General features: G+C 43.6%; 13 protein-coding genes and 1 rRNA gene. 1 reads left to right on the top strand and 13 read right to left on the bottom strand.

Features of this window, described 5'->3' with window-relative positions:
• Nucleotides 1-562: 562 nt before the first annotated feature.
• The 4 genes from NFR88_RS06185 to NFR88_RS06170 form a co-directional block, all read right to left on the bottom strand.
• Entirely contained in the window at nt 563-1,432 is an 870-nt protein-coding gene (locus tag NFR88_RS06185; protein ID WP_251614272.1) for an SPL family radical SAM protein, read from the bottom strand.
• Nucleotides 1,433-1,477: 45 nt separating this feature from the next.
• Nucleotides 1,478-2,188, bottom strand: coding sequence for an amidohydrolase family protein (locus NFR88_RS06180; protein WP_251614270.1), 711 nt, complete (start codon nt 2,186-2,188; stop codon nt 1,478-1,480).
• Nucleotides 2,185-2,706, bottom strand: a complete 522-nt coding sequence (locus tag NFR88_RS06175; protein ID WP_251614268.1) for an ECF transporter S component — start codon at nt 2,704-2,706, stop codon at nt 2,185-2,187. The genes NFR88_RS06180 and NFR88_RS06175 overlap by 4 nt, the downstream gene beginning before the upstream one ends.
• A 188-nt stretch (nt 2,707-2,894) precedes the next feature.
• Complete coding sequence (locus NFR88_RS06170; protein WP_251614266.1) at nt 2,895-4,844, bottom strand: fructose-1,6-bisphosphatase; 1,950 nt, start codon at nt 4,842-4,844, stop codon at nt 2,895-2,897.
• A 107-nt stretch (nt 4,845-4,951) separates the two neighbouring features.
• Here NFR88_RS06170 and spoIID point away from each other — a divergent pair, with 107 nt between their 5' ends.
• Nucleotides 4,952-5,902, top strand: a complete 951-nt coding sequence (gene spoIID / locus NFR88_RS06165; protein WP_251614264.1) for a stage II sporulation protein D — start codon at nt 4,952-4,954, stop codon at nt 5,900-5,902.
• A gap of 95 nt (nt 5,903-5,997) precedes the next feature.
• Here the strand turns inward: spoIID and murA are convergent, their stop codons facing one another.
• From murA to rrf, 9 genes are all read right to left on the bottom strand, one after another.
• The gene (gene murA, locus NFR88_RS06160; RefSeq protein WP_251614262.1) at nt 5,998-7,263 is read right to left on the bottom strand and encodes a UDP-N-acetylglucosamine 1-carboxyvinyltransferase; all 1,266 of its coding nucleotides are present in this window, start codon (nt 7,261-7,263) and stop codon (nt 5,998-6,000) included.
• A gap of 180 nt (nt 7,264-7,443) precedes the next feature.
• Nucleotides 7,444-7,686: an AbrB/MazE/SpoVT family DNA-binding domain-containing protein gene (locus NFR88_RS06155; protein ID WP_160202907.1), complete on the bottom strand. Its 243-nt coding sequence runs from the start codon at nt 7,684-7,686 to the stop codon at nt 7,444-7,446.
• A gap of 23 nt (nt 7,687-7,709) precedes the next feature.
• Entirely contained in the window at nt 7,710-8,063 is a 354-nt protein-coding gene (locus tag NFR88_RS06150) for a hypothetical protein (protein ID WP_160202908.1), read from the bottom strand.
• Nucleotides 8,064-8,129: 66 nt separating this feature from the next.
• Nucleotides 8,130-8,864, bottom strand: a complete 735-nt coding sequence (locus NFR88_RS06145; RefSeq protein ID WP_251614259.1) for a tRNA1(Val) (adenine(37)-N6)-methyltransferase — start codon at nt 8,862-8,864, stop codon at nt 8,130-8,132.
• A gap of 3 nt (nt 8,865-8,867) precedes the next feature.
• Nucleotides 8,868-9,794 (bottom strand): PSP1 domain-containing protein, encoded by a 927-nt coding sequence (locus NFR88_RS06140; RefSeq protein ID WP_161909334.1) that lies wholly within the window; start codon nt 9,792-9,794, stop codon nt 8,868-8,870.
• Nucleotides 9,795-9,798: 4 nt separating this feature from the next.
• On the bottom strand, nt 9,799-10,608 hold the full coding sequence (locus tag NFR88_RS06135; protein ID WP_251614257.1) for a hypothetical protein: 810 nt from the start codon (nt 10,606-10,608) through the stop codon (nt 9,799-9,801).
• Nucleotides 10,609-10,613: 5 nt separating this feature from the next.
• On the bottom strand, nt 10,614-11,234 hold the full coding sequence (gene tmk / locus NFR88_RS06130; RefSeq protein WP_160202912.1) for a dTMP kinase: 621 nt from the start codon (nt 11,232-11,234) through the stop codon (nt 10,614-10,616).
• A gap of 9 nt (nt 11,235-11,243) precedes the next feature.
• The gene (locus tag NFR88_RS06125; protein ID WP_251614255.1) at nt 11,244-11,492 is read right to left on the bottom strand and encodes a hypothetical protein; all 249 of its coding nucleotides are present in this window, start codon (nt 11,490-11,492) and stop codon (nt 11,244-11,246) included.
• 416 nt (nt 11,493-11,908) lie between these two features.
• A 5S ribosomal RNA gene (gene rrf, locus NFR88_RS06120) occupies nt 11,909-12,025 on the bottom strand.
• Between the last annotated feature and the right edge of the window lie 171 nt (nt 12,026-12,196).

Below are 12,196 nucleotides of genomic sequence, written 5' to 3'. Positions count from 1 at the left end.
CCTTATATCTTCACAGTTTACATTTGCGTGGCAGTCTATTATGATACCATATTCTTGTCAAATAGTCAAGCTAATCATGGAAAAATTTGCGCATTTGCAAAATCTCACAGTCCCTTTCCTCCAACCAAGCGCGCATTTTCGCAGAAAAAGCAGGTACGAATCCATTTGATACTGGTTCGTACCTGCTGTTATGATTTATTTTTTCAATTGTTTTCTATATACTTTCCGGTATCTTCCCTCACTTCCGCCAGCGAAATGTCGCTCCGTCAATAATTACAACCCGTTATTCACGGCAAATGCATGAAAAGTATTCTGAACCATAAATACTGACAAAATGATACCAGCATGCAGGATTTTGTCAGCAAATTGTAAAGAATCCTATCTTAATACGCCTGAAATCCTGACAAAGCTGACAAAATCAAAATTAATTGTCAGTTCTGTCAGGATTTTTGGTAGAAACACTGACAAAACTGACAAAAATCTAAAAAGCTGTCAGCTTTGTCTGTTCCAGAAAATCACTAAACGTTTTTCGTGGATTTGCCGCGCCCGTTATTCCTTTATACTAAAAAAGGCTTAGCTGCTCTCCCTGTTCCTTACTATCTAAAGTTCGCAAAAACTGAAAAACCTTTTCCCTTTCATAAGCAATTCCATACGCTTTGCAAGTAGATACAAAAATTTCCATTAGCTTCCTGCTGCGTGGACTTTCCAGCACATATTGATTTCCGTAGTACTCCATATATCGCTGCTTCATTCCGGGAAACTGTAAATCCAGCTGTTGGAAAAAATACTCGCGGTTCCCTTCACGCATAGTAACGCCCATTCCAAAGTTCAATATACCATACACGCCGCTTTGTCTGCACCCACGCAAAATTCCTCTCAGATTTTCTTCCGTATCATTGATGAAAGGTAAAATTGGGCAGAGCCAGACAACTGTAGGAATCCCTGCTTCTTTCAACTGCATCAGCACCTCTACGCGCCTTGCTGTAGTACAAACCCCCGGCTCTATTTTTCGACACAGTCCTTCATCAAAGGTCGTTAAAGTCATCTGTATCACGCATTTAGACCTTTCGTGAATCGCCTTTAACAGATCGATATCCCTCAGCACCCTGTCAGACTTGGTAATCAGCGTTACGCCATGTCCATAAGCATAAATCGTTTCCAGTGCCTTTCGCGTATGCTGCAATTCCAGCTCTAAAGGGACGTACGGATCAGTCATGGAGCCCATACCTACCATACATTTTTTTCGTTTTCGAGATAGGGCGCGTCCCAAAAGCTCTATGGCGTTTGATTTCACCTCAATATCCTCAAAATCGTGTTTCATCTGATAGCACTTACTCCTGGAATCACAGTAAATACAGCCATGAGAGCAACCGCGGTACAAATTCATACCATTGTCTTTAGAAAATATCCCCTTTACCGTTACATAATGCATAGCTTTATTTTAACACAAAAACAGTTATCTGGCTTTCTTTTTTGTTTATGCAAAAAACGCCGCTGCATTATCATAAAGGATTCTTCTAATGCCTGTCTCATCTACGCCGCTGACAAGCACCTTCTGCAGTTCCACCGATGGATCATGAAAAGGTGTGTCTGTACCAAACATAATTCTGTCATTGCCAACAGTCTCATAAGCTTCACGAATTTTTGACGGCATTGGCATTCCGCTCATTTCCAGAAAAATATTCGGATAGCGACGTGCCATTTTCAGTGCCGCGTCAATATAAACACCATGACCATGTCCCATATGAATCATCATTACCTTTACATCAGGATGGCGCTCAGCCAGAAGCCCAATTTGCCAAGGCAAGGAATAAGGCGGATGACCACTGTGAATGCAAACAGGAACGCCGGCTTTTTCTGCTTTATGAAGGACCGGATCCAGAGCCTCGCTGTCCGCGCAATAAGCATGACGCAGCGGGTTTAGCTTGACTGCCTTAAACCCTTTTTCAAAATAGTTTTCCATGGAATCCACAGTACTCTGATTAAGCGGATTCACATAGACTGCACCTATAATACGCCCCGGATATTTCCGCATCATATCCAAAGTAACCTGATTATCCTCGTGACAGAGAACGGTTTTCTCAATGCCGAAGCGATCCATCTGCGCGATGAGCTGCTCACCTGTAATACCTACGTCTGCCCAGCCTCCAATATATCCGATATGCGCATGCCCATCTATGATTTTCATTTTGCTGCATCTCCTCTCTCTGTCAAATTTACAATTCTGCCGGATAGTACTCCAGAAAGCACCATAAAAATCACCACGCCTACAGTCGTCTGAATGGTAACATTAGGTATCGATGCAACAGCCGGCGCTATTCCAAGCATTACTATCTTTACAAGCGTATAAGCGATAATCTGAAATATACCACCAATTATAGAGCCTGCTAACTGCAGCTTGTGAGCCTGTGGATTGCTTTTTATCACAGTGCCCATGATATAAGCCATGATATATTTAATCACCAGCGTTGGTAAAATCCATACTGCAGCACCAGCAAGCAAATCTGAAAGCGCACCGCCAAGAGCCGCTGCAATAGCACCGTTTTTCCTGCCTAACATCAAAACAGCCAGAAAAATCATACAGTCGCCCATGTGACTGTATCCGCCAGTTGCTGGATTTGGAATCTTAATCAGATATGTAGCAACAAACACAATTGCCGCCATCAACGCTGTCATAACCAAAGTCTTCGTTTTCTTATCTTCCATAACGATAGCCCCCTTATCAGTTCTTCTTCGATCATCTAGTATTATAGAAGAAATCTGCACCGTTTAAAATAGACACTTTTATATTTTTTAATAGGAACAATTCTCCTGATTTCACCGCATCATGTGGGAATTTTGCAAAAATAATAACAGTACAGTCTGCAAAACTGTACTGCTGCTAAAAACTATATTTAATATCTCTCTTTCAGAATACCTTTTCGGTATGCCTCCACCAGACGCTTCATGTTTTCTACTTGTTCTGTCAACTCCCTTCCCTGATCTGTATCAATGACCATCATACGTTCCGGAAGCACCTCTACAGTTTTCACCTCCGGCGACTGGAACTCCTGCGTCCCGTCAGGCTGCAGCGGCTGATACGGCTTGTGCTGCGCCAACGCCATAAATCTGGAGTTGAAGATGAAGGTGTAGCCCGCAATACCGGTCTGCTTCTGATAGGCCTTAGAAATACCGCCGTCGATGACATATAGAAGACCGCCACCCTTAATTGGGCTTTCCCCGTCCTTAATTTTTACTGGCACGTGACCATTCAAAATCTTTGAGCGGTGCGGATCCAGTCCAAACTCCATAAGAATTTTCTCGCAAGGTCCTCTTTCCTTAATCAACTTATAGTACGGTCTGGTCGGCTCCTTGTGCGCTGCTTTATCTGCGATGAACAGCCGCTCAAAGGTTGTCATCTTGGCTTTCCCAAACAATGGCGAATTACCCCCCAGCCACAGATACCACATCAGGTCGCCCATACGCCCCACTTCTCCGGACTCATCAGGAGAAAAATACGCATTACGCACTTCGCTGTCCAGATAATCCATCAACGCCTTTCCCTTAAAAGCTTCACCGTTTAGCTCCACAAGCTCAAAATCTCCGTCTTCCGTCATCGGAATGCAGCCGTGGTAGAGCAGATTGCCGTTGACCCGCTTATATAGCGCACCATGGCTGTAAAGAAATCTAATGTGCTTCTGCAGCTTCTCCGAATTCAGGACAGAAGCTTCCAGTGCATTCATCATTTCCTCTTCTTCTTCCGTCAGCGCATACGGATTTTCCGGATCTACAGTAGGGAAGTTGGTATCTCTCAGTTCATATACAGTACCGTCAATTTCCACAGTGCCGTTTTCCCAGTTAATTTTATCCAGAATCAGACGGTTTTCCAGATGGTATTCAGGGTGCGCCTTAATACGCTGCCCTTCCACCTTAAACTGGCAGATAGCGATAGCCTTGTGCATTTTCGCCGCCAGAGGCTCCTCAATCTGGTCGTACTCATTCTTCTCCAAAATATGCGGCTGAAAGAACTGGCACGGATCGTCGCCGTACACCTTTTCCGCAAAGGAAGCGAGCGGTCTCAGGTTGATACCGTATCCGTACTCCAGCATATCGAAATTATTATAGCTGATATTCATCCGAAGAATATTGGCAATACATGCCCAGTTTCCCGTAGCAGCGCCCATCCATACGATATCGTGATTGCCCCACTGAAAATCCACATCGTGGTAATCCATCAAAAAATCTAAAATCGTATCAGGGTGCGCACCTCTGTCAAAGATGTCCCCAATAATATGTAAATGATCCACAGCCAAATTACTGATAGCGTCCGCCATTTCTATGATAAAGTCATCTGCGATTCCGCTTTCAACAATGGTCTTAATAATTGCGTTATAGTAATGGAGACGGTTCTCCTCATCGTCTGCGTGAAGCAGTTCGTCCATAGCGTAGTCCAGATACTTCGGCAGCATGCGGCGAACCTTTGAGCGCGTGTATTTGGTAGACACCGACTGACAAATCGTAACTAAACGATGCAACACAGTCATACACCACTTATTAAAATCGGCTTCGTTCTTTCTTCTCCGCGCCAGCTCAGCCTGCGGATTGTAAATCAGCGCCGCCAGATCCTCTCTGTCGCTGTCGCTGAGAACGCCGCCGTAGTGCTCATCAATTTTGGTCTTGATGGTGCCGGAGGCACTTTTGAGCATGTGGATAAAAGCCTCGTGTTCACCATGAAGATCGCTCAGGAAATACTCCGTTCCCTTTGGCAGTGCCAAAATCGCACTCAGGTTGATGATTTCTGCTGTAGCTGCTTTAATATTGGGATAATCCTTCAAAAGCAGCTCCAGGAATTTAATGTCAGGCATATCAGATTCCTTTCAATTATATTTTAACTGTTGTCCTATTTATTATATACTTTCACGTCTATTTTGTCCACATCAGCATAAACTTAAGCAGAAGGAGAATTTGTACAATGTTTCATCACGGAAAACTGAACAGGCAGCACGCTGTCATTTATTTTGTCTCCATGGTTATCCTCATGGTAGTCCTGCCCTATCTCTCTATAAAACTGTTTCCGGCTCTGGTAAAAGACCTGCCTGAAACTTCCACTTATGATGGAGAAATCCCCGACACTGTAAGAATTTACCTGACAAAAGAGGATAAATACGAAACCATCGCTTTCGAAGATTACATAGAAGGCGTCGTAGCCTCAGAAATGCCCGCCTCCTTTGAGTACGAAGCTTTAAAGGCGCAAGCTGTAGCAAGCAGAACCTATGCCCTCGGCAGAATCCTTGCCGGAACCGAAATCTGTGACTCCGTCCACTGTCAAGTCTATCGCAGCGACAACATTGATGAAAAGGTCAGCAAAGCGGTAGAGGAAACCTGTGGTCAGGTTCTTTTATATAAAGGAAAACTTGCCGCACATGCTCTTTATTTCGCTTCCAGCGCAGGACCCACAGAAAACTCACAAGATGTCTTCTCCGGCACCTACGCCTATCTGGTCAGCGTTGACAGCTCCTACGAGCCCGGCGCTACCCATAAGAAAGAGAAAACTACCATGACGATTTCCGCCTTTTCAAAGGCGATCAAAAAGGCTTTTCCCGAAAAGAACTTCGGCACCATCAAAAAATCCAATATCAAAATCAAGTCTCGTTCAGAGGGAGGCCGAGTTGCAACTGTAAAAGTCGGCAAAGAAACCATCACCGGCAGCGATATCCGCACTGCCCTAAGCCTTTACTCGACCCGCTTTGAGATATCCTTTTCAGGAAATACGAAAATCACTATCACCACCGCAGGCTCCGGTCACGGCGTCGGCATGAGTCAGTACGGCGCCAATGGTCTGGCAAAGAAAGGAAAGACCTATAAAAAAATACTTTCCCACTATTACCGAGGAACTTCTGTCAGCACAGGAGAAAGCAAATGACGACTTGCTCTATGGGAAACCCCTGCGAAAAAGGAAATCCCGGTGCAAATATAGATTTTGCTCTGGGATTATCTCTTTTGTAAACAATATTCTATTTAATCTTCGATACGGAATATATTGGCGCCCAGCCCTCTGAACTTGTCAGTAAACTTTTCGTATCCGCGCTCAATATGATAAATCTCTGAAATCTCTGTCGTTCCCTGGGCCACAAGTCCTGCCAGAACCAGCGCTGCACCACCGCGCAAATCCGTTGCGATTACTTGCGCACCTTCCAGCTGCTTTGCGCCCTGAATCATGGCACGGTTACCGTCAGTCTTGATGTTGGCGCCCATTCGATTCAGTTCCGCAACGTGCATAAATCGATTCTCAAAGACAGTTTCAATTACCGTACTAGCGCCGTTTACCGTAGTCAAAAATGCCATAAAAGGCGACTGAATATCCGTAGGGAATCCTGGATAAGGCAGGGTCTTCAAATCCGTTGCAACCAAATCAGGATTATCCGCAATAACGTACATGCCCTCATCTCCCATTTCTACAGTGACACCGCACTCACGAAGCTTTGCGGTAATCGGCTTTACATGGTCAGGTACCACATTCTTAATCAGAATCTGTCCATGAGTGATAGCTGCAGCCAGCATAAAAGTTCCCGTTTCGATTCTATCCGGAATGACTGTATGCTGCGCGCCGTGGAGGCTTTCAACCCCCTCAATCTTGATAGTATCAGTTCCTGCACCCTTAATCTTTGCGCCCATCTTGTTGAGGAAGTTTGCCTGATCGACAATCTCCGGTTCTTCTGCCGCATTTTCAATATAAGTGGTGCCTTTGGCAAGAACTGCAGCAGACATAATATTCTCTGTAGCGCCTACACTTGGAAAGTCCAGATAAATGCTGTTTCCCACAAGCCCCTGTGGACCTGCAATTGCTTCCACGTAATTATCCTTTACGATAATCTCTGCACCGAGTGCCTCAAATCCTTTCAGGTGCAAATCAATAGGTCTTGCTCCAATGCTGCAGCCCCCCGGCATGTGCACCTTGGCTCTTCCCACTCTTGCAAGAAGCGGACCCATGACAAGAAATGATGCCCGCATTTTGCTGACTAAGTCAAACTCTGCTTCACACTTTAAAATTTTCTCTGTATTTATCTCAATAATGGATTCTTCCAGTTCGTTTATCTCTGAACCCAGGGAACGCAAAATATCCTTCATCACATCCACATCTCGAAGTGCCGGTACGTCCCGGATTATACATTTTTCTTCTGCCAAAATAGCAGATGCCATCAGCGGCAGCACTGCATTTTTTGCTCCGCTGATTACTACTTCTCCATTTAATGGCTCGCTCTTCTGAACTAAAAATTTCGCCACATCTATCCTCCACAAATTGTTATTAGCACTTCCCTTAACCAGCGAGATTATTTTCTCCCCGCAATCAAAGGTATATACTATTAGTATACTAATGATTCCCCTTTTTTTCAACTAAAGATGAAAAAAATGAAAAAAAAGTCTGCCGAAGCAGACTTTTAGCAGATGTTCTATTCCATGCAGCTACATTTTTTTCATTTCTGCAATGCAGTCAACACACACAGTCTTACCGTGAACTAATCTGACATCTCCCACTTCTCCGCAGAAAATACAAGATGGCTCATATTTCTTCAACATGATATACTGACCATCAACGAAAATTTCCAGAGAATCCTCTGTCTTAATATTTAAATTTCTTCTCAATTCTACCGGAATCACGACTCTGCCGAGTGCGTCTACCGGTCTTACAATCCCTGTTGCTTTCATAAAAACTCCTTTCCGTCTTGCATTTACTTACTTTTTTTATTATTGCTATTCTCCTCGCCGTCTTCTTTCCTAAAAATCGCAGCAAGAGAACCAAAAGCCTTCACAATATTGGATACAGCACCTACCAGATTCTGCTGACCTTTCACTGCTTTTGAAATATCAGCGACAGCAGATTGGACGTCTCCAACCATCTCATCCAGCTGCTCTGCCTTATCCGCAGCAATACCGGAGATTACTGAGGCATCTCTCAAAATCTTATTGGTTTCCTTGATTGTCTTCACTAGATTCTTTGCAATAATAATCAAATATATCACCAGTACAATCAAAGCTGCAAAAAGCAGATAAACCAGCGTAGCTTTAATGTCAATTGTTACCATAGTAAACCTCCTTATCCCGACTATGGATTATTATACCGTTTTTTCCATAAAATAGCAACCTATTTCTTATTTTTTCTCATATATTTTTAATATTTCCTCCGAATAGCTGCCATCTGCACAATGCACATACATAGGGTCTAGTAGCCGCAGTTCTCTATTTCCGTTTTTTATACAATGTACCAGCATGATGTTGGGTTTTTCCAAAGGTCTACCGCTAACAAAGCGCATTTCCTTCGGCTCCAGCCCATGCCTTCTGCAGCTTTCACAAATATCTACAAGCCGCCCCGGTCTATGCACCATATAGAAATCCCCTTTATCCTTCAAAAGCGCCGCAGCAGTTTTTACAAAATCATCCAAAGAGGCTGTAGTCTCATGGCGAGCGATTGCCTTTGCACGATTGCTGCTTTCAATACCGCAGCTTCCCTGGGTGTAGGGTGGATTTGTTGTCACTACATCATAAGTCCCGCACTGAGATTTGTCAAAATTCTTGACATCCTGATGAAAAAACTCCAGCCGCTGCTCCAAACTATTGTGCCGCCTGTTTTTCTCTGCCAGAGCCCATGAGCTTTCTTGAACTTCCATACCAGCAATATATGCAGCCTGCGTTTTATGACTGAGAATCAGCGGAACAATACCCGTTCCCGTGCCCAAATCCATAATTCTGCACGCCTGCTTCCGCCGCATCGCGCCACTGGCAGCAAAATCCGCAAGAAGCACTGCATCTACACCGTAACAAAACTCCTCAGGATTTTGAAAAATCTCTAACTCTCCAAAACCTGTTCTATCCATCCGAAGTCCCATGAACTACTCCTTAATTAAAGCTTTCAGTTCATCAATGTACTCAGCGTCAACGTCCTCCAAAATATTATTGTTCTGGGAACCACCATGTTTCTTGTGACCTAGTCTCTTAATTTCATCTTTTTTATAGGTAAAGATTTCCGTGCCCAGTTTTTCACCACCATCGTCATCTTTTTCTCCTGTATAGAGCCTAACCCGCACTTTGCTCTCCAAAATATTGGTATCCACAACCTTTCCCATGCCGTCGCGAGTCTTCACTTTCTCTCCGTTATCAGGAAGTCCTTTTCGAAGTTCCATATAGACATCATTTTCATACTTCAGGCAGCACATCAGACGTCCACAAATGCCGGAAATCTTCGTCGGATTCAGAGAAAGATTCTGTACTTTCGCCATTTTAATAGACACCGGTTCAAAATCGGAAAGCCATGTATTGCAGCACAGACTTTTCCCGCAAGAACCGATACCTCCCAGCATTTTAGCCTCATCACGCACGCCAATCTGACGCAGCTCGATACGCATTTTGAACACACCTGCCAGATCCTTTACCAGTTCTCTGAAGTCTACTCTGCCATCGGCAGTAAAGTAAAAGATAATTTTATTGTTATCAAAGGTATATTCCACATCGATCAGCTTCATTTCCAGATGGTGCTTGTCGATTTTGTCCTGACAGAGTTTCAGTGCCTTAGCTTTCTTTCGCTCGTTTTCCTCGTGGCGCTTGATATCCTCTTCTCCTGCAATTCGAATAATTTTCTTTAGTGGCTGCACCACTTCTTCTTCCTTGATTTCTGTAATGTCCATAGTGACTGTACCGAACTCCAGTCCTCTGGCAGTCTCCACGATGACAGAATCGCCCAGACCAACTTCCAAATTGTCCGGATCAAAATAATATACTTTGCCGGCATTTTTAAATCTAACTCCAGCTACTTTTATCATAGTCTTACCCTCCAAGCTTCAATATCAGATTTCTGATTGCATATTTGTAATTTACATTGGCAAGCAAATCCCGCCTTGCCTCTTCTATATATTTAATCTTCGCAATTAGCTTTTCTTTTCTCACCGCCTGCGGGCCGTCCGCCGTTAAATATCTGCGATAAAGCCGTTCCAGCCCATCCAGAAGCTGAAACGCCTCTTTTCGGTCTTTGACAATCTTTCCAAGACGATCCTTTATGTCACAAAAGTATGCCCCCGCAAAAATCATTTCCATGATTTCCTCTGCACCGGAAAGATTAGAATTCTCATTGCTATTTATAAAATTCCCCAGCCTGTAGATTATGCACCTTGATGTAATAGTCTGCAGCAGGTTCTCTGTATTCTCAGACAAAAGCACAATTACGGTTCCGTCATTAGGCTCTTCCAGCGTCTTTAGAAGCCTATTCTGTGCCCGCACTGTCATCGTATCTGCATCTTCAATTATTGCTATATTTCTCATCCCACCGGACGGTTTATTTTTAAGTTTTTCCTGCAATGCCGAAATAGCGGCATCCTTTACAGAAAAATCATCCGCCTGTGCTGCATATAAGTCCTCATAATTATCATGGTCAATTTTCCGGCAAACTACACATTGATCGCAGCCAAATCCTGGCTCTAAAGAACACAAAATTGCCTTTACAAAATCCTTGGCAAATTTCCGCTTATCAACACAGCTGTCGCCCTCTATGATATAGGCGTGGGACACATTCCCGCAGGAAATCGCCCTGCTGATTCTCTCTGGCAGCCTTCCGAACTCCTTATACTCTCTTAATGACATATAAACTAGCCTTCCAAAATTCTATCAAGATGCGAAAACATAATGTCGCGAATGGTTTCTTTATCTTTTCCCGCGTCAATCTCTACAAACCGGTCTGGATAAAATTTCGCAATCTCCTTATATCCCGCATACACTTTGTCGTGAAATTCCAACTTTTCCTGCTCCAGCCTGTCCTGACTGTCCTCTCTGATTCTGGACTTTCCAATTTCCGGCGAAAGTTCCATCAAAAAAGTTACATCGGGCATACACCCGTCAACAGCAAGTTCATTGATGACACGCACCACATCACCGAGATTTCTCCCATAGCCTTGATAAGCAATACTGGAATCGATAAAACGATCACAAATTACAATCCTACCCGAATCTAACGCCGGTCTAATCAGCTGCTGCACGTGCTGTGCTCTTGCCGCCGCATAAAGAAGAGCTTCTGTCATATCACACATTTCCTGGTTTTCTTTATCAAGTATAATATTGCGGAGCTTCTCTCCGATGGCCGTTCCTCCAGGCTCCCTGGTAAATATGCATGGCAGAGCCCTTTCCTGACAATATACCTTTAAAAACTCTATTTGTGTCGACTTCCCGGAACCGTCCGGTCCCTCCAGCGTAATAAAAAGTCCTCGTTTCATAACCTACTCCTAGTGCTTCTTAATTGCATCATCTACCATTTTCATAAAAAGAAGTGCAATTCCATAAGCTAACGGACAGCAAAGCAGAATACAGAATATAATTTTCAAAAATAACATTGTCTGACCATCCTTTCTGTTCGCCCAAATATACAGAATAAGTATATCACAAATCTCCATTGAGATAAAGGACTTTCCTGTTATCTGAGTAAAAAACTGTAAATTCAGCGATTCACGACCTTCCATTTGCCCTATCTTCACTACCCGCCTCCTGTCTTAAAGTTAGGCAAAATAAGAATTGCAGAAACCTACCCTTTACTTCCGCAAAAAAAGGAAAATCCACATTCCCATACTCAGCCACCTGGATTTAAATAGGCATATATATTAAAAAAATGACAAAAATCCAATAATATATATCATTATCTATAGAATATGCACCCCCACTTTTCTAGTTTTAGACCTACAAAAATATCATTTTCCTTTTTTTGAACAGAAGTACAGCAAAATTCTGCAAAGCAAAAAATCGTTTCATGCTGCAGGTTACATTTATTAAAACCAGCACTAAGCCCATACCTCAAGCCAAAATCCCATACTCAACTTACCCGTTGTTGTCCCGTTTCAGACGTGTCCTTCCGACACTAAAAAAGCAAGCTACTTCGTAACTTGCTTTTTACTGAAACCGGCAACGACCTACTTTCCCAGGCAGCTTCCCACCAAGTATCATCGGCGCTTGAGAGCTTAACTTCTGTGTTCGAGATGGGTACAGGTGTATCCTCCCCGCTATTGTCACCGGATTTCCTGCTTGCCTTTTTCAATCCTGACTTTGTTGCTGCTCTTTCGCTCATCAGTTACGTACACTAGTACGTGCCCTCTTCGCTCCTTCGCACGCCGCGTCAGCTCTTGAAAAATTCTTCGCAGCTTCTTTTCTCTTGAGGTATATACCCTCAAATCTGAATAACAATCAA

This window comes from Senimuribacter intestinalis (genome assembly GCF_943192965.1).
In the GTDB taxonomy this organism is placed as follows: Bacteria; Bacillota; Clostridia; order Peptostreptococcales; family Anaerovoracaceae; genus Senimuribacter; species Senimuribacter intestinalis.
This window is presented reverse-complemented; position numbering and strand designations above follow the sequence as displayed.